Source organism: Sphingomonas sp. (genome assembly GCF_041661825.1).
Classification (GTDB): Bacteria; Pseudomonadota; Alphaproteobacteria; order Sphingomonadales; family Sphingomonadaceae; genus Sphingomonas.
The window spans coordinates 559,659-575,250 of sequence record NZ_JBAZTU010000004.1 but is presented as its reverse complement, the minus strand read 5'-3'; the positions used below and the strand labels follow the sequence as shown (position 1 = coordinate 575,250).

The 15,592-nt window shown below is 67.4% G+C and carries 18 protein-coding genes and 1 tRNA gene; 9 read left to right on the top strand and 10 right to left on the bottom strand.

Annotation, left to right across the window (positions count from 1 at the left end; all coding sequences use genetic code 11):
* Positions 1-74: 74 nt before the first annotated feature.
* Positions 75-983, top strand: a complete 909-nt coding sequence (locus tag WC729_RS21390) for a prephenate/arogenate dehydrogenase family protein (protein WP_372856447.1) — start codon at positions 75-77, stop codon at positions 981-983.
* Positions 984-985: 2 nt separating this feature from the next.
* Here WC729_RS21390 and WC729_RS21385 read toward each other — a convergent pair whose 3' ends face one another.
* From WC729_RS21385 to ftsE, 4 genes are read right to left on the bottom strand one after another with little or no spacing between them, the layout of a single operon-like run.
* Positions 986-1,672, bottom strand: a complete 687-nt coding sequence (locus tag WC729_RS21385; protein WP_372856446.1) for a lysophospholipid acyltransferase family protein — start codon at positions 1,670-1,672, stop codon at positions 986-988.
* A complete protein-coding gene (locus WC729_RS21380) occupies positions 1,669-2,205 on the bottom strand; it encodes a YdcF family protein (RefSeq protein WP_372856445.1) in 537 nt (178 codons plus the stop codon). Before WC729_RS21380 ends, WC729_RS21385 begins: the two co-directional genes overlap by 4 nt.
* Positions 2,202-3,095, bottom strand: coding sequence for a cell division protein FtsX (locus tag WC729_RS21375; RefSeq protein WP_372856444.1), 894 nt, complete (start codon positions 3,093-3,095; stop codon positions 2,202-2,204). The genes WC729_RS21380 and WC729_RS21375 overlap by 4 nt, the downstream gene beginning before the upstream one ends.
* Positions 3,092-3,796: a cell division ATP-binding protein FtsE gene (gene ftsE / locus WC729_RS21370; RefSeq protein ID WP_372856443.1), complete on the bottom strand. Its 705-nt coding sequence runs from the start codon at positions 3,794-3,796 to the stop codon at positions 3,092-3,094. The genes WC729_RS21375 and ftsE overlap by 4 nt, the downstream gene beginning before the upstream one ends.
* Positions 3,797-3,973: 177 nt before the next feature.
* Here ftsE and WC729_RS21365 point away from each other — a divergent pair, with 177 nt between their 5' ends.
* The gene (locus WC729_RS21365) at positions 3,974-4,681 is read left to right on the top strand and encodes an MJ0042-type zinc finger domain-containing protein (protein WP_372856442.1); all 708 of its coding nucleotides are present in this window, start codon (positions 3,974-3,976) and stop codon (positions 4,679-4,681) included.
* Here WC729_RS21365 and WC729_RS21360 read toward each other — a convergent pair.
* Entirely contained in the window at positions 4,632-6,020 is a 1,389-nt protein-coding gene (locus WC729_RS21360) for an MATE family efflux transporter (RefSeq protein ID WP_372856441.1), read from the bottom strand. The genes WC729_RS21365 and WC729_RS21360 overlap by 50 nt on opposite strands.
* Before the next feature lie 115 nt (positions 6,021-6,135).
* Here WC729_RS21360 and WC729_RS21355 point away from each other — a divergent pair.
* The 6 genes from WC729_RS21355 to WC729_RS21330 all read left to right on the top strand — a co-directional run bounded on the left by WC729_RS21355 (position 6,136) and on the right by WC729_RS21330 (position 11,961).
* Positions 6,136-6,222: transfer RNA gene (locus WC729_RS21355), tRNA-Leu, on the top strand.
* Positions 6,223-6,413: 191 nt separating this feature from the next.
* The gene (locus tag WC729_RS21350) at positions 6,414-7,490 is read left to right on the top strand and encodes a type III polyketide synthase (RefSeq protein WP_372856440.1); all 1,077 of its coding nucleotides are present in this window, start codon (positions 6,414-6,416) and stop codon (positions 7,488-7,490) included.
* A complete protein-coding gene (locus WC729_RS21345; RefSeq protein ID WP_372856439.1) occupies positions 7,487-8,173 on the top strand; it encodes a methyltransferase domain-containing protein in 687 nt (228 codons plus the stop codon). Before WC729_RS21350 ends, WC729_RS21345 begins: the two co-directional genes overlap by 4 nt.
* Complete coding sequence (locus WC729_RS21340; protein ID WP_372856438.1) at positions 8,152-9,282, top strand: NAD(P)/FAD-dependent oxidoreductase; 1,131 nt, start codon at positions 8,152-8,154, stop codon at positions 9,280-9,282. Before WC729_RS21345 ends, WC729_RS21340 begins: the two co-directional genes overlap by 22 nt.
* 4 nt (positions 9,283-9,286) lie before the next feature.
* Positions 9,287-9,709: a peptide-methionine (R)-S-oxide reductase MsrB gene (gene msrB, locus WC729_RS21335; RefSeq protein WP_372856437.1), complete on the top strand. Its 423-nt coding sequence runs from the start codon at positions 9,287-9,289 to the stop codon at positions 9,707-9,709.
* 98 nt (positions 9,710-9,807) lie between these two features.
* Positions 9,808-11,961, top strand: coding sequence for a PBP1A family penicillin-binding protein (locus tag WC729_RS21330; protein ID WP_372856436.1), 2,154 nt, complete (start codon positions 9,808-9,810; stop codon positions 11,959-11,961).
* Here WC729_RS21330 and WC729_RS21325 read toward each other — a convergent pair.
* From WC729_RS21325 to WC729_RS21315, 3 genes are read right to left on the bottom strand one after another with little or no spacing between them, the layout of a single operon-like run.
* Positions 11,937-12,611 carry a M48 family metallopeptidase gene (locus WC729_RS21325; protein WP_372856435.1) on the bottom strand — a complete coding sequence of 225 codons (675 nt, stop codon included), beginning with the start codon at positions 12,609-12,611 and terminating at the stop codon, positions 11,937-11,939. The genes WC729_RS21330 and WC729_RS21325 overlap by 25 nt on opposite strands.
* The gene (locus tag WC729_RS21320; RefSeq protein WP_372856434.1) at positions 12,608-13,042 is read right to left on the bottom strand and encodes a YcgN family cysteine cluster protein; all 435 of its coding nucleotides are present in this window, start codon (positions 13,040-13,042) and stop codon (positions 12,608-12,610) included. Before WC729_RS21320 ends, WC729_RS21325 begins: the two co-directional genes overlap by 4 nt.
* Positions 13,039-13,671 carry an SCO family protein gene (locus WC729_RS21315; RefSeq protein WP_372856433.1) on the bottom strand — a complete coding sequence of 211 codons (633 nt, stop codon included), beginning with the start codon at positions 13,669-13,671 and terminating at the stop codon, positions 13,039-13,041. The genes WC729_RS21320 and WC729_RS21315 overlap by 4 nt, the downstream gene beginning before the upstream one ends.
* An 84-nt stretch (positions 13,672-13,755) precedes the next feature.
* On the opposite strand from WC729_RS21315, the gene WC729_RS21310 reads away from it, so the two are divergent.
* Positions 13,756-14,358, top strand: a complete 603-nt coding sequence (locus WC729_RS21310) for an ankyrin repeat domain-containing protein (protein WP_372856432.1) — start codon at positions 13,756-13,758, stop codon at positions 14,356-14,358.
* Here WC729_RS21310 and WC729_RS21305 read toward each other — a convergent pair.
* Both WC729_RS21305 and WC729_RS21300 read right to left on the bottom strand, forming a co-directional pair.
* Positions 14,355-14,849: an MmcB family DNA repair protein gene (locus tag WC729_RS21305; RefSeq protein WP_372856431.1), complete on the bottom strand. Its 495-nt coding sequence runs from the start codon at positions 14,847-14,849 to the stop codon at positions 14,355-14,357. The two genes, WC729_RS21310 and WC729_RS21305, sit on opposite strands and share 4 nt — an antisense overlap.
* A gap of 72 nt (positions 14,850-14,921) precedes the next feature.
* Positions 14,922-15,548 carry a cell wall hydrolase gene (locus WC729_RS21300; protein ID WP_372856430.1) on the bottom strand — a complete coding sequence of 209 codons (627 nt, stop codon included), beginning with the start codon at positions 15,546-15,548 and terminating at the stop codon, positions 14,922-14,924.
* Positions 15,549-15,592: the final 44 nt, after the last annotated feature.

Genomic DNA, 15,592 nt, shown 5'->3' with positions numbered 1-15,592 from the left:
AGGAGTATTGCAGAGCGCCAGCCTGCCTTAACCCCACCTTGCCTTAACTGGGTCCATGAGCCATGCGGACGGCCATGCTTCCCTTTGCCCGCGTCACCATCATCGGCATCGGCCTGATCGGCTCCTCGATCGCGCGGGCCGTCCGCGCCCAGATGCCGACGGTGCGGCTGACCGGCTATGATGCCGATGCCGAGGTACGCGCGATCGCCGACCAGCTCCAGCTGTTCGATGACGTCACCGATACCGCCGGCGCATCGGCGATCGACGCCGATCTCGTCATCCTGTGCGTGCCGGTGGGCGCGATGGGCGCGGTCGGGGCGCAGATCGCCGCCGATCTGCCGGCCGATGCGGTCGTCAGCGATGTCGGGTCATGCAAGGAGGACGTGGTGCGCGCGCTGGCCGAAGCGCTGCCCGGCGCGACGGTGATCCCGGCGCATCCCGTCGCCGGCACCGAACATAGTGGCCCCGAAGCGGGTTTCGCCACCCTGTTCCACAAGCGCTGGTGCATCGTGACGCCACCCGAAGGCGCCGATCCAGTCGCAATCGAACGCGTCAGCGAGTTCTGGCGCCGGTTGGGTGCAGAGGTAGAGACGATGGAGCCCGGCCATCACGACCGCGTGCTCGCCATCACCAGCCATCTGCCGCACCTGATCGCCTACACCATCGTCGGTACTGCCTCCGACATGGAGGAGGTCACGCGCAGCGAGGTGATCAAATATTCGGCCGGCGGTTTCCGCGACTTCACCCGCATCGCCGCGTCCGACCCGACCATGTGGCGCGATGTGTTCCTCGCCAATCGCGAGGCAGTACTCGACATGCTCCAGCGCTTCTCGGAAGATCTGTCAGCGCTGCAGCGCGCGATCCGCTGGGGCAAGGGCGACGAATTGTTCGACCTGTTCACCAGGACCCGGGCGATCCGCCGCAACATCATCGAACAGGGTCAGGACGATCCGGCCCCGGACTTCGGCCGCACCCACGACTGATCCTATCTGTCGAGCGCGTTGATCGCCTCGTGTACCCGGCGCTCGGCCTCGGCGCGGGGCAGGCCGGGCGGAATCGGCTCACCAAAGCGGAAGGTCACGACACCGGGAAGCTTGGGGCCGTGCTTCGGCCACACCTTGCCGCTGTCGATCGCAACCGGGATCACCGGGATCTTGAGCATCTGGTAGAGGCCGGCAAAACCCGCGCGCAGCGGCGGCTGCTCGCCCGGCGGCACCCGGGTACCCTCCGGAAAGATCAGGATCGAGCGCCCGAGCGCCAGCTCCGCCTGCCCCTCGCGCACCATTCGCCGCAGCGCGCCGGCCGAAGCCTCGCGATCGACGACGATGACGCCATAGCGTCGTGCCGCCCAGCCCCAGACCGGAATCGAGGCAAGTTCCTGCTTCATCACGATCGCCGGGGTACGCAGCAGCCGGCCGAGCTCCAGCGTCTCGTACATCGCCTGATGCTTGGCGGCGTAGATCACCGGGCCGGGGGCGAACAGATTGCCTTCCACCCGGCGATGGATACCCAGGATATGCTCGGTCGCCCAGCCGTGGAACTTCGTCCAGAAATGAGTGTGAACGATCAGCGCCTTGCGGCCGAACAGCGCCGTGACCGGTGTGAGCAGCACGATCGGGACCGAAATGCCGTAAAAGACGATCATGAACAGGATCGTCCGAGCCCAGATCATGCGCCGATCCCCAGCCAGAGTGCCACGCGGCGCAGCAACAGCTTGTTATATTCGGCAACCAGCAGGCCGAAGCGCGGCTTGCTCGGCACGCCATCGCCCAGCACTTCGACATCGCCGTCGAGCGCGTTGGTCAGTTCCAGCCGTGCGCGGGCGAGATGCCAGTCCGAGGTGACCAATCGCACCGACTTATACTGATGCCGCTTCACCCAGTCGGCCGTCTCCTCCGCGTTGGAGCGCGTATCGACCGCCTCGCGGCCCAGATCGATGCAGCAGGCGAACAGCGAAGGCGCCTCGCGATATTCGTGCGCCAGTTCGACCGGCCGCACCTCGGGCGCGACGCCGGTCACCAGCATGCGCTTCGCGGCATGCGCCTTGAGCAGCAGGATGCCGCGGTCGATCCGTCCCGCGCCGCCGGTCGGCACCACGATCGCGTCGGTTGTCGCATTCTCCAGCGGCTTGGGCATGGCGAGCAGGAACAGCGCGAAGCCAGCCGCCCAAAGCAGCGCCAGCACGCCAAGGGTCCGCACGATCACAGGATTCGCCTCAGCGCGCCCAGCACCGCGAGCCGCGCCGCATAGGTTGCGAGCAGGGCGAAGGCGAGCGGGAGCATGGAAAGCAGGATCCAGTCGCGCGTCGACAGCTGCAATCCGCCGAGCAAGTCCGACCCCAGGGTCGCGAGCTGCAGCCCGACCAGGACCACCATCCCGGCCGCGACCAGCGTGCCCAACGCTCCGCCGAACAAGGTATCAAGCGCGATGCGCCGCTGAAACAGCCGCGCGACCTGGATGTCGGTCGAGCCGAGCATGTGGAGCACCTCGATCGTGTCGCGGTGAGTCTCGAGCCCGGCGCGCGCCGCCAGGATGACGACGGCCCCGGTGGCGGCCGCCATCAGCGCGACCAGCCCGGCGGCGAGCCAGGTGACCATGTTCATGAAATTGCTGACCGGCGACATCCAGCTTTCATGCCGGTCGACCCGTGCCGCCGGCGCGACCGCCCGTACGGCGCTCGTCACCCGGGCGACTGCCGCGTCGTTGGCGATACCGAGATCGACATCGATCATCGCCGGCACCGGCAGATCGGGATCGGCGCCGTCGGGCCCGAGCCAGGGACCGAGCAACTTGGCGAGCTCGACACGGTTCACCTCCTCGGCGCGCGACACCTCCGGCAAGCCGCGCAGCGCGGCCAGCGCCCTGGCCGTCTGGTCTTCGCGGGCGCGATCGGCCGGTTCGACGATCTGCACCGTCAGCCGCCCCGCCAATTGCCGGTCGAGCAAAGTCGCAGCGCTCAGCGTGCCGAGCCCCAGCGCGGCCGCCAACACCGTCAGGAACAGCATGATCGCCATGATCCACATCATCGCGCGCGTGCCCCGGCTCTCGTCGAGCAGGCGGCGATCGGCCGCGGAGGTGATCAGCCGGATGCTCATTCGGACTCCGGCGGCGGGAAACGCAGCGATCCCGTAGGGTCGAGCAGCCGCCCTTTGTCGAGCCGCATCATATGCGCATTGGGGATGCGCCCGAGCAGATGGAAATCATGCGTCGCGACGACGACCGTGGTGCCCAGCCGGTTGAGCGAGTCGAACAGATGGAGCAATCGTTCCGCCATGTCGGGATCGACATTGCCGGTCGGCTCGTCAGCGACGAGGATTTCGGGCCGGCCGATCACGGCGCGGGCGATCGCCACGCGCTGCTGTTCGCCGCCCGAAAGCGTCGGCGGCTTGGCCTGGACCCGGTCCGACAGGCCGACCCAGGCGAGCATCTCGCGCACCGGCGCCTCGACGTCGCTTTCCGGCACGCCGGAGACGCGCAGGGGCAGCGCGATATTGTCATAGGCGGAAAGATGCGGGACGAGCCGGAAGTCCTGAAACACCACCCCGATCCGTCGCCGGAACCCCGGGAGCCGCTTGCGCGGCAGGGTCACCGCATCCTCGCCGAACAGCCGGATCATCCCGCGGGTCGGCCGCTGCGAAAGATAGAGCAGCTTCAGCAAGGACGTCTTGCCCGCGCCGCTCGCTCCGGTGAGAAAATAGAAGGAGCCAGTCGACAGCGTGAAGCTGACGTCGGACAACGTCTCCTGGCCCGTGCCGTAGCGCAGCCCCACATTCTCGAACTGGACGATATTCGCCATTACCGGCGCAACGCTCGCTTCATTACTGATGCCCCATCCCCGCCATCGCACGTTCAGGGCGCGCGCCACAAGCGCGGGCATTAGGGCCTTGTCCCGAAAGACTTGCCACAAGCCGCCGGTGCGTGCTTAGATTCGGGACAGGCGCAGCGTGGTCCGCGGCGCCGGAAGCGGCCCAAGATGATCCTCGAATGCACTCAATGCCGGACCCGCTACCTCGTGCCCGATTCGGCGATCGGGGCCGATGGACGGACCGTGCGGTGCGCCAGCTGCAAGCACAGCTGGTTCCAGCCGGGTCAGGTGCTCGATCTGGTCGCCCGGGCGGAAGCCGGCGGCACGGCATCGCCGCGCCCCGCCCCGACCCCGGCGCCTCCTTCACCGCCCGATGTCGAGATCGCACCACCCGGCACGGCGCCCGACTATGATGCCTTCGCGCACCAGCCGCCCTTCCGACCCCGCCGCAACCCGGCAAGGCGCTGGACCATGGCGGCCTTTGCAGCCGGTTTCGCCATGCTGGTTGGCGCTGCCGCCATCCTTTATTCCGGCGCGCCAGGCCTCGCCAAGCAGTTCGGCCTGCCGATCGGGGCGGCGGCGACACCGCTCAAGATCCTCAACAACCCGATCGACCGGCGCGACCTGGCCAATGGCAGCGAGATGTTCGCGATCAGCGGCAAGGTGGTAAACCCGACCGACCAGCGCCAGCCTGTCCCCGATATCCGTGTCGAGCTGAAGGATGCGCAGAACCGGCTGGTCTATAGCTGGACGATCCGCCCGGAGAAGATGTCGCTGGCGCCGCACGGCAGCGTCGAGTTCAACAGCGCGAAGCTCGACGTGCCGGTCAATTCGAAACAGCTGGTGCTGAGCTTTTCCGGCGAATCCGCCAACTGACCAGGGCGAAGCGGCTGCCATGGAGCAAGGCGGCCGCGACCATGCCGATGCCCGAGGCGTAGACCAGCCCGGTCAGCCCCCACCCGATATGGATCAGCCACCAGCCCGCCCCGCCCGTCACCAGGAAGAAGGCGATGATGCTGTTGCCGCCGGCCACCACCTGGTCGCCGAGCGAGCGCAGGGCATAGACGAACACCACCTGCACACCGTCGAACAGGATGAAGGGTGCCCATAACGGCACCATCGCCAGCGCGAGCAGATGCACCTCGCCCGTCGCCGGGAACAGCGCGACGACTCCGGCCGCGCCTATCACCAACAACAGGGCGAGCAGCCCGGTGAGCGACGCCGCGATCGACGCGGCGATCAGCGTGCGGGGAAAGGCCTGTTGCGGCACGCCTTCCCCGACCGCGTTGCCGACACGCACACCCGCCGCCGATCCCAGCCCGAGCGCTACCGAGAAAGTGACGTTGTGGATCGCGAAAACGATCTGGAAGGCATGCGCCGCCGCGTCGCCGAGGCGGGTGGAGAGCGCGATCAGGATCGAGAAGCCGGCCAGTTCAAGTCCCGAGGCGATCGCCGGCACGACGCCGAATGCCGCCAGCCGCGCCGCGCCGGCGGGCACGCTTCGCCATGCCGCAAGCGACAGGTCGTGCACACCGCGAAGCGTTGCCCGCGGCAGCGTCCAGGCCGCGCCGATCATCCCGAAGGCACCGATCGCCGAAGCGATCGCTGTCGCCGCCGCCGCGCCCACGGCGCCAAGCGCCGGCAACCCGAGATGGCCACCCGACAGCGCCCAGGCGAGCACTGCGTTGAGCGGCAGGATCGCGAGATTGACCGTCGTCACCCGGCGCGGGCGGCTGACGCCTTCCAGGAAGAAGCTGGCCGCCACGATGATCAGCTGGAACGGAAAGCACAGCGCCATCACCTGCACGACGCGCGCCGACCGTGGGACGAGTGCCTCCGCCACGCCCATGCCGGCGAGCATCGGCCCCGCGAAGAGCAGCAGCGCCAGTCCCGCTGCGCTGCCCAGCAACAGGGCGAGCAACAGGCCTTCGCGCAGCACAGCCCCGGTACGCTTGAGATCGCCCGCGCCGTCAGCCCGCGAAGCATGAACCAGCACGCCCGACAGGGCGGCGAGACCGGCCACGATCGCGACGAACGTCAGCGAGCGGCTTGCGCCCAACGCAGCGACCTCCTCGGTACCGACCAGCCCTACCACCACCACATCAGTGACGTGCAGGATGGTCCAGTTGAGGCTGGTCAGCATCACCGGCCAGGCGAGTCCCAGGATTCGCCGCGTTTCGTCTCCGATCGGATAGGAAGGAGCGATACCGCGCATCGCGCCCTGCTAGCGATGGATCAGCGACGCGGATAGAGCAGTTGCCAATGCCGCAATGCCTTGCTAGGGGCGCTCCCCTACCAGCTGCCGGGGCTTGTCCGGCGGTGTTTCACGTGCGGCCGTGGCGGAACTGGTAGACGCGCAACGTTGAGGTCGTTGTGGGCGAAAGCCCGTGGAAGTTCGAGTCTTCTCGGCCGCACCACTTTCTTTTTCAGGGATATGCTTCCCTGATCGCCGGGACCGGACGGGCAGCGCCCGTCCCCTCGTGCGCACGGCCTGATTCGCCCGCCGGTAGAACCTTCACGCAAAGCTTTGGTACCAACGGATCGTCCACGCTACAGTGGCGTTCTGCAACTGAACGCGCGATTCCGTCGCGCCCGCCGAAAGCCCGCTTTGCCCGAAGTCGCCGCCTATCTGAATGCGATCGGCACCGCCGTTCCCGATCACGACATCCATCACGCCTTCATCGCCTGGGCGCAGGCCCGTATCGAGGACGAGCGCGCCGCAAAGCTGTTCGCGCGCATGGCGGGCCGATCGGGCATCGAACATCGCTGGTCGGTATTGAGGCGCACCAATGACGGCGGATCCCCGGTGTCGGCCGAGGGCTTCTACGCCAAGCCGCACCTGCCCGGTACCGCCGCGCGTATGCGGCTCTACGCCAAGGAAGCGCCGAAACTCGGCATCGCCGCGATCAAGGCGCTCGCGGCGCAGGTGCCGATCACTGGCGTCACCCATTTCGTCGTGGCGAGCTGTACCGGCTTCGTCGCGCCGGGCGTCGATCAGATCATCGCGCGGCAGATCGGCCTGCATCCCTCGATCGAGCGGCTGCTGATCGGGTTCATGGGCTGTTATGCGGCGGTGGCAGCGCTCCGGACCGCGCGTCATATCGTCCGCTCCGAGCCTGAGGCGCGGGTGCTCGTGCTGTGCGTCGAGCTATCGACGCTCCACCTTCAGGCGGAAAGCGAGGTCGAGCCGCTGCTGGCGATGCTGCAATTCGGCGACGGCGCCGCCGCGGCGATGGTCACCGCTGAACCGAAAGGCTTCGCCATCGGCCAGCCCTTTGCCACGACCCTGCCCGATTCGCAGGAGCTGATCCGCTGGGACGTGACCGACAGCGGGTTCGCGATGCACTTGTCGGGCGAAGTGCCGGGCCGAATCGCCGCAGGCCTGGCCGACCCCACTTTCGCCTCGGCCGCGACCGGCGGACGCGCGCCGGGCGAGATCGACGGCTGGGCGGTGCATGCCGGCGGGCGCTCGATCCTCGATGCGGTCGAGCACAGCCTTGGCCTGGCGCCGGAAGCGCTGGCGGCCTCGCGCAGCGTGTTGGCCGCCAATGGCAATATGTCCTCGGCAACGCTGATGTTCGTGCTCGCGCGGCTGCTCGCCGGGCCGCCGGTGAGAGACGGTGTCGCGCTCGCCTTCGGCCCCGGCCTCGCCGCTGAAGGCTTCGGCTTCAGGAGTGTGGGATGAACCTCAGGATCCGCGCCATCGCCGAGGAGTTGATGGACGCCGACGATCTCGACGCGGCGACCTATGCCGAGGTGGTCGGTGACCTCGCCACCGTCAATGTCGTGACGATGGCGGGGCGCCCGACGCTCGATTTCCTCGAGCGGGCGACCAAGGGCATGACGTCTTTCCGCCTGCTCGATGTCGGATTCGGCGACGGCGACATGCTGCGCCGGATCGCGCGCTGGGCGAAGAAGCGTGGGCTCGCCGCCGAACTGGTCGGGGTCGACCTCAACCCGCGCAGCGAGCTTGCCGCAACCGCGCATACGCCCGCCGATCTGGGCATCCGCTATATCACTGGCGACTATGCCGAGTTCGCGCGCGGCGATTGGGACTTCGTCGTCTCGAGCTTGGTCGCGCATCACATGACTCACGCCCAGCTGGTCGCCTTTTTACGCTTCATGGATACCGAGTCGCGGCGCGGCTGGCTGGTCAACGATCTCCACCGCCACGGCTTTGCCCATTGGGGCTTCCCGATCCTCGCGCGGATCGCGGGCTGGCACCGCATCGTGCGGCTCGATGGCACGCTGTCGATCGCGCGATCCTACCGGCCGGCGGAATGGCCGCCGATCCTCGCCGAGGCCGGGGTCGAGGGCCGCATCTACCGCGCCTTCCCCTTCAGGCTGTGCGTCGAACGCCTGCGCTGATCGTCGGCGGCGGGCCGGCGGGCGCGAGCGCGGCGATCCTGCTTGCCCGCGCCGGGGCCCCGCATCTGCTGGTCGAACGCAGCCGCGAGACCGGCGACGCGCTGTGCGGCGGCTTCCTCAGCTGGCGTACGCTCGAAGCGCTGCGCAGTCTGGGCGTCGAGCCCGAGGCGCTCGGTCCGGCGCAGGTCACTCATGTCCGGCTGTTCGCCGGCACCCGCATGGCAGAGGCGCCCTTGCCCCGTCCGGCGATCGGCGTGTCGCGGCGTCATCTCGATTCGCTGCTGCTCGACCGGGCCGTGCGCGCCGGCGCGGCGATCGAGCGCGGCGTGACGGTCAAGGCAATCGACGACACCACTGCCCGCCTGCAGGATGGCGGCGCGATCGAGACCGACGCCCTGTTCCTGGCGAGCGGCAAGCACGATGTCCGCGGCCTTGCCCGCCCGGCAGAGGCGCGGGGCGACGACCCCACCCTCGGTCTTCGCCTCCGTCTTGCTCCAGCACCGGCACTCGACCGGTTGGTCGGCACGCGAATCGAGCTCCACCTGTTCGATCGCGGCTATATGGGCGTGGTCCTGCAGGAAGACGGCAGCGCCAATTGCTGCATGGCGGTCCACCGTTCACGCCTCGCCGAATCGGGCGATCCCGAACGCCTGCTCGATTCGCTTGCGGCGGAATCGCCCCGGCTGGGCGAGCGACTCATGTGGCGCCGAGCCGGCCAAACGATCGATGCCGTCGCCAATGTTCCGTATGGCTGGCGTGTCCGGGAAGGGGCGGCCGGCCTGTTCCGGCTCGGCGACCAGGCCGGCGTGATTCCGTCGCTCGCCGGCGAAGGCATGGGCATCGCCATCGCCAGCGGCATCCGCGCCGCGCGGGCCTATGGTGCAGGCGGAGTCATGGCCGCGATTCCCTTCCAGCAATGGCTCGCCCACGATCTTGCGAGGCCAATCGGGGTCGCGAGCCTGATTCGCCGGCTTGCCGAACGGCGGGGCATTGCCGCCGCACTGGTGCCAGTTGCGCGGAACCTGCCGTTGCTGATCGATGTTGTCGCGCGGCTGACCCGGATCAACCATTCGCACCTTGACCATGAAGCCACCGCGCAGGAAAGCTGACCCCATGGACCAGTTCACTCTTTCCGAAGGCGAGTGGCGCAAGCGGCTCAGCCCCGAACAATATCATGTATTGCGCGAAGCCGGCACCGAACCCGCTTTTTCCGGCCGCTACGACAACAACAAGGCCGACGGCCTCTATCGCTGCGCCGGCTGCGCCAATCCGCTGTTCGACAGCGCCGACAAATATGATTCGGGCTCGGGCTGGCCCAGCTTCACCCAGCCGATCGCGCCCGAGCACATCACTGAGCACAGCGATGTCAGCCACGGCATGGCCCGCACCGAGGCGCGGTGCGCGCGGTGCGACGGGCATCTCGGCCATGTCTTTCCCGATGGTCCGCCGCCGACCGGCCTGCGGTATTGCATGAACTCGCTCAGCCTGGATTTCCGCGCACGCGCACCGGAAAGTGTCGGCGAGGCCGCCGCCTGATCCGATCGGTTCACCGGCGCTTCATCGCGTCTGCACCACATGCTCACAGGCAGGCCGCTTGTTTGCTTAACCAATAGAGCCTATCCCCACCGAGCCCCATGGCCAGCCGTTCCCGATCATTCCTGCCCCCGATCTGGCGTCGCCGGCTGATGCTGGCACTGCGCATCTCGGGCGTGCTCATTGTCCTGGGGCTGATCGCCCTGGTCGTGGCCGTCTATGTCCAGCGCGCGCAGTTGCCGACCTTCGAGGAGATGAAATCCTCGCCCAACGGCCAGATGATCCGCGTGCATGCCGCCGACGGCACGGTGATCGTGTCGATGGGGCCGAGCTATGGTGAATGGCTGCCCTACGACAAGATCCCACCCGTCATGCGCGACGCGATGGTCGCGGTGGAGGATCGCCGCTTTCGCTCGCATCTCGGCATCGATCCGATCGGCGTGATGCGCGCGGTGAAGCTCGCCTTCGTCAATCGCGGTACCGACCGGCGTTTCCAGGGTGCCTCCACCATCACGCAACAGGTGGCGCGGACGATCTTCCTGTCGAACAAGTATGATGTCGGCCGCAAGTCGCGCGAAGCGCTGCTCGCGCTGGCGATGGAGCGCAAGTTCAGCAAGGACCAGATCCTCGAACTCTATCTCAACAAGGTCTATTTTGGCGGCGGCGCCTACGGCATCGACGCGGCCGCACGGAAATTCTTCGGGCACGGTGCCGACAAGCTGACTCTGTCCGAGGCAGCGGTGATCGCCGGCCTGGTCAAGGCGCCGTCGCGCTATTCGCCGACCGCCGATGCCGAGGCCGCCGTCGGCCGGGCCGGCGTTGTGATCGAGTTGATGCAGGAGACGGGCAAGATCACGGCGGCCGAAGCCGCGACCGCCGATCCCAAGAGCGTCGCGCTGGCGCCCGAGCCCAAGCAGAACAGCGTGCGCTATTTCACGGATTGGGCGCTGCCCCAGCTCGAGCTGCTGATCGATGAGACCAGCCGACCGCTCGAGGTATGGACCACGCTTGACCTCAACATGCAGCGCGATGCCGACGGCGCCATCCGCGCCAACGCGCCGAAGAACGCGCAGGGCGCGCTGGTCGCGATCGACCGGGACGGCGCGGTGCGCGCGATGGTCGGCGGCAAGGATTATGTCTCGTCGATCTACAATCGCGCGACCCAGGCGGTCCGCCAACCAGGGTCGGCGTTCAAGCTGTTCGTCTATCTCGCGGCGCTCGAGGCGGGACACAAGCCCGAGGACTCGCTGGTCGATGAGCCAATCTCGATCAACGGCTGGAGCCCGCGCAACAGCTCGGGCGCGAATCGCGGCGCAATGACGCTGCGCACTGCTTTCGCTTATTCAGTCAACACCATCGCAGCCAAGCTGGGCCAGGAAGTCGGCTTCGGCACGATCGCCGACATGGCCCGCCGCTTCGGCATCACCACCAAGGTCGATACCCATCCGGCAATGGTGCTCGGCACCTCCGACGTGCGGCTGCTCGACATGACCCGCGCCTTTGCCAGCGTCGCCAACAAGGGTGTCGCAGTGACCCCATACGGCATCACCAAGGTGACGGCGAATGGCGAGACGATCTACGCCCAGCAGGTCGATCGCAGCCATGTGCTCGTCGCACCCTATGTCGCGGCGCAGATGACCGACCTGCTCCAGACCGCGGTCAACACCGGCACCGGCAAGGCAGCGCAAATCGGTCGCCCGGTCGCCGGCAAGACCGGCACGACCACCTCGAACAAGGATGGCTGGTTCCTCGGCTTCTCCAGCGGCCTGACCACCGGCGTGTGGATGGGCCGCGACGATGCGAAGGCAGTGCCCGGGCTGCAGGGCGGCACCGCCCCGGCGCGCGCCTTTGCCGCCTTCATGAAACCCGCCGTCGCCAATCGCCCGGTGGAGGCGTTCGAGACTCAGGTGACCCTCCCCGAATGGCAACTCGAGCCTGATCAGGAATCCTATTTCGGCGAGCCCGACAATGGCCTGTTCGTCGACGAGGACGGCAATCCGGTCGAGCCCGGCGCAGCGCCGCCGTCCGATCCGGGTGCACCCTTGGTCGATCCCGACGGCAACCCGCTGCCGCCGGATCAGCAGGAGCGCGCTATCCGGAGCCAGCCCCCCGAGCGGCTGGACCAGGAATGGATGGATCAAGTGCTCGGCCGCACACCGCCACCGAACCGACCGGTGCCGCAGCGCGAACGCGCGCCTGTACCGCCGTCAGACCGACCGGCCGAGCGACCTCAGGATTCGCGCCCGACCCAGTGAAGCGCCGCGCCATTGGCGCGCAGCCATGCCCGCGATTTTGCCGGGTCGCTCTCGTCCAGCTGTTCGACCAGCGCCTGGAAATCGGGTCCGTGATTCATATGAACCCGGTGCGCGACCTCATGCGCGACGGTCGCCCGCCGCACAAAGTCCGGCGCGAGGATCAGCCGCCAACTATAGCGGATCGCGCCGCTCGACGCGCAGCTCCCCCAGCGCCCGCGCGGATCGCCGATCGCGACCCTGGTGACACCGACGCCCGCGAGAGCTGCAAATTCGGCAGTCTCGGCGCTGAGTACACGCAGGGCCTCGCGCTTCAGCCAGGTCTCGATTCGCCGCGGCAGACCGTCGCGTGGCCCGCCGCAGCGCAGGACGGCACCGTCGCGCTCGATCCGTCTCGGCGCACCCTCGCGCCATTCGATCGTCAGAAGGTCATCGCCGAACGGCACGACACCGCCCGGCACCAGCGGACGCGGCCGGGGCAGACGGGCGCGTTGTGCGTCGATCCAGGCCCGCTGCCCCTCGGCCCAAAGCAGGGCGGGCTTGACCGGTGCGCGCAGCGGCAGGGTGAGCCGGACTCGCCCGCTCGCCGGATCGACCGACAGCTTCGCGCGGCGGGAACGGGCGTTGCGGACGACCTCTACCGGCTCGCTCACAGCCGGCGATCGACCAGATGAAATTCGAGATCGCCGGCATCATCTTCGGAAATCGTCCAGCCGCGCACCGATTCCCCGGCGCGGTGGACGGCGTCACGGTCCCCGCAGACCAGATAATGCCAGCGCGGCAGCGGTTCGTCGGCGGCGCGCAGGCGATAAGCGCAGGTCGAGGGCAGCCAGTCGATCTCGCGGACATTGTCGCGGCTCAGGCGAACGCATTCGCTGACATAGGCGTGGCGGTGCCGGTAATCGGAGCATTGCGCCGTCTTGCGATCGAGCAGGCGGCACGAGACGTTGGTCGCCATCAGCTCGCCGGTGTCTTCATCCTCGAGCTTGTGGACGCAACATTTGCCGCAGCCGTCGCACAGCGCCTCCCACTGGCCGCGATCCAGCGCGTCGATCGGGGTGGTCTCCCAGAAGCGGTCGCTCATTTCACCCAGCGTTTGATCTCGGTCGCAATCGCCTCGGGCGACTGATCCTGCGGCAACAGGGCCATCGGCTTGCCCTGCGGATCCATCAGATAGGCGACCCGGCTGTGATCCACCATATAGCCGCCACCGGGGCTCATCTCGCCCTTCTTGTAATAGATAGCATATTCCTTTGCCGTCGCATCGATCGCAGCCGCGCTGCCGGTCAACCCGACCATGCGCGGGTGGAAATTCGCGACGAAGCTCTTGAGCACCTCAGGCGTATCGCGCGCCGGATCGACCGTGATGAAAAGCGGCACGATCTTCGCACCTACCGCCGGATCGCTCGCCTCCACCGCGCGCAGGCCAAGGCCGATATTGCGCGCATCGACCGGACAGACGTCCGGGCAGAAAGTGTAGCCGAAATAGACGATGCGGTATTTGCCCGCGAACGCGCGGTCGGTGATCTGCTTGCCGTCCTGATCGGTCAGGGTGAAGGGGCCACCGATCCGCGCGCCCTCGAGCGGCGGCTTTGCGGGAGCGCCCGGACCGGAACAGGCGGCAAGGGGAGCGATCACCAGCAGGGCGGCAAGGGCTCGGCGGATGATGATTGTGGGCAGACGCGCTATCTCGTTCATGGCGCGGCCAGCCATGATCTGTTAAGGGCCTCGGCGCAAGTTCGACCCGAAGCCGGCCATCGCAACCGCGCTTCGGCATTACAGGGGCCTGGCCACCAGATGATCGCACGTACATTCGGCATCGCGCTCACCGCCGCGTTGCTCGGCACCGCCATTCCCGCCCAGGCGCAGAACCAGTCCGAGGGTTATAAATTCCTCCAGGCGGTGAAGGACTCCAAGGGTTCCGACGTCGAGAAGATGCTGCGGGTGCCAGGCACGACCGTGCTCAACACGCGCGAAATCTCGACCGGCGAAGGTGCCCTGCATATCGTCGTGAAGCGCAGCGACGCGACCTATCTGAGGTATCTGCTGGCCCAGGGCGCTGACCCCAATCTCCGCGACGGAAAGGGCAATACGCCGATGATGGTCGCGGCGGGCCTCGGCGAGATCGACCTGCTTCAGGCGCTGCTCGACAAAAAGGCCAATGTGAATCTCGCCAATTCGAGCGGCGAAACGCCGCTGATTCGCGCCGTCCAGCGCCGTGACCTGGGCATGGCCCGCACGCTGCTGGCCGCCGGGGCGGATCCCGACCAGGCCGATGTCATCGCCGGCAAATCGGCGCGCGACTATGCGACGGAAGACACGCGATCGACGGCAATGGCCAAGCTGATGGCCGAGACCCCCAAAAAGGCTCGCCGCGCCGTATCGGGACCCCGGCTTTAAAGTAGCGCGCCGGCCTCAGGGTCGATCAGCCCGATCAACCGCCTGCCCGCCCGCCGTGCGAAGGCAAGCGTATTGCGTTTGCGCGTCGCGCTGGACAAAGGGTCGGTATGCGCCTCGCGGATGATCGCCGCGTCATAGCGATCGGCGACGATCACTCCGGTACGAGCGGGCAGGAACGCTTCGCCATCGAGCGGCGACGCGTCGAAGCCGGCGGGGATCGCCCAGTAGAAGCGATCGCAGCACGCCAGATAATCGGTCCATTTGCCGTCACCGAGCAGATCGGCGCGCGACACCTTGATCTCGACGATGATGATGTTGCCGCGCGAATCGAGCGCCATCAGGTCGGCGCGCCGGCCGCCGTCGAGCGGCACCTCGGCCATGGCGACCAGATCGTGGCGGAGCAGCATGCGCACCGTGCCGCGCGCCACATCCGCCGCGCAGAGCGGGGATCCGGGGGCGTCTACACATGATTCGGGGGGACGCTGCAGCATCCCCCCGATCTAGAACATTTCACGAACGCGGGTCAAATCCGCGCATCGTTGAAGAGCGTGAAGTCTATCGCGTCAGCGATAAAACACGTGATTCCCGATCGCGGCGATCTTCGTCATGCGCCAGCCCGGCGAAACCCGGCGAGCGTGGAAATACATCGCATTCGGTGCCGGGCTGTCCCAGGCATCAGCCATCGCGACGCGGGCAACGGCCACGGCCGTGCGATAGGCAGGGCTGTTGGCGATGGCCGGCACGCGGCCGCCGCGAACGAAGGAGAACTGACCCGGCTGAGTCACGACCGAGCAGATCGACTTGGGAAAGCGACCTGACTTGGTGCGGTTGAGGATGACTTCGCCGACCGCGAGCTGGCCCGATAGGGGCTCGCCCTTGGCTTCGAAATAGATCGCGCCCGCCATGCAGGTCAGGTCGCGATCGTGCGCATCGGTATCCTGCGCAGCGACGGCCTGGGCGAGGCTGTCATAGTCTTCGTCTGCCTGGGCAGCAGGAAGGGCGGGAAGATCGGTGTCGCTCTTGGCGACGGTGTCGGCAGCTTCCGCATCTGGCGCCGGCGTCGCGGCTGCTTCAGGCGTGGGGCTGGCAACGGGAACAGGAACGGCGATCGGGAGTTTAAGAGACTTGTCGAGCTCGAAAGCAAAACCCGGGGTGCTGGCGCCGATCAGGCCTGTGATGGTCAGAGACATCGCCGCGATAGCTGCGGCGCGAGTGAAAAACGTCATTAAAACTT

What these genes read in the sequence shown, in the direction of transcription:
- WC729_RS21390 (WP_372856447.1), top strand. Translation starts at nt 75, where the DNA reads ATGCTTCCCTTTGCCCGCGTCACCATCATCGGCATCGGCCTGATCGGC.
- WC729_RS21385 (WP_372856446.1), bottom strand. Translation starts at nt 1,672, where the DNA reads ATGATCTGGGCTCGGACGATCCTGTTCATGATCGTCTTTTACGGCATT.
- WC729_RS21375 (WP_372856444.1), bottom strand. Translation starts at nt 3,095, where the DNA reads ATGAGCATCCGGCTGATCACCTCCGCGGCCGATCGCCGCCTGCTCGAC.
- ftsE (WP_372856443.1), bottom strand. Translation starts at nt 3,796, where the DNA reads ATGGCGAATATCGTCCAGTTCGAGAATGTGGGGCTGCGCTACGGCACG.
- WC729_RS21365 (WP_372856442.1), top strand. Translation starts at nt 3,974, where the DNA reads ATGATCCTCGAATGCACTCAATGCCGGACCCGCTACCTCGTGCCCGAT.
- WC729_RS21360 (WP_372856441.1), bottom strand. Translation starts at nt 6,020, where the DNA reads ATGCGCGGTATCGCTCCTTCCTATCCGATCGGAGACGAAACGCGGCGA.
- WC729_RS21345 (WP_372856439.1), top strand. Translation starts at nt 7,487, where the DNA reads ATGAACCTCAGGATCCGCGCCATCGCCGAGGAGTTGATGGACGCCGAC.
- msrB (WP_372856437.1), top strand. Translation starts at nt 9,287, where the DNA reads ATGGACCAGTTCACTCTTTCCGAAGGCGAGTGGCGCAAGCGGCTCAGC.
- WC729_RS21330 (WP_372856436.1), top strand. Translation starts at nt 9,808, where the DNA reads ATGGCCAGCCGTTCCCGATCATTCCTGCCCCCGATCTGGCGTCGCCGG.
- WC729_RS21320 (WP_372856434.1), bottom strand. Translation starts at nt 13,042, where the DNA reads ATGAGCGACCGCTTCTGGGAGACCACCCCGATCGACGCGCTGGATCGC.
- WC729_RS21315 (WP_372856433.1), bottom strand. Translation starts at nt 13,671, where the DNA reads ATGGCTGGCCGCGCCATGAACGAGATAGCGCGTCTGCCCACAATCATC.
- WC729_RS21310 (WP_372856432.1), top strand. Translation starts at nt 13,756, where the DNA reads ATGATCGCACGTACATTCGGCATCGCGCTCACCGCCGCGTTGCTCGGC.
- WC729_RS21305 (WP_372856431.1), bottom strand. Translation starts at nt 14,849, where the DNA reads ATGCTGCAGCGTCCCCCCGAATCATGTGTAGACGCCCCCGGATCCCCG.
- WC729_RS21300 (WP_372856430.1), bottom strand. Translation starts at nt 15,548, where the DNA reads ATGTCTCTGACCATCACAGGCCTGATCGGCGCCAGCACCCCGGGTTTT.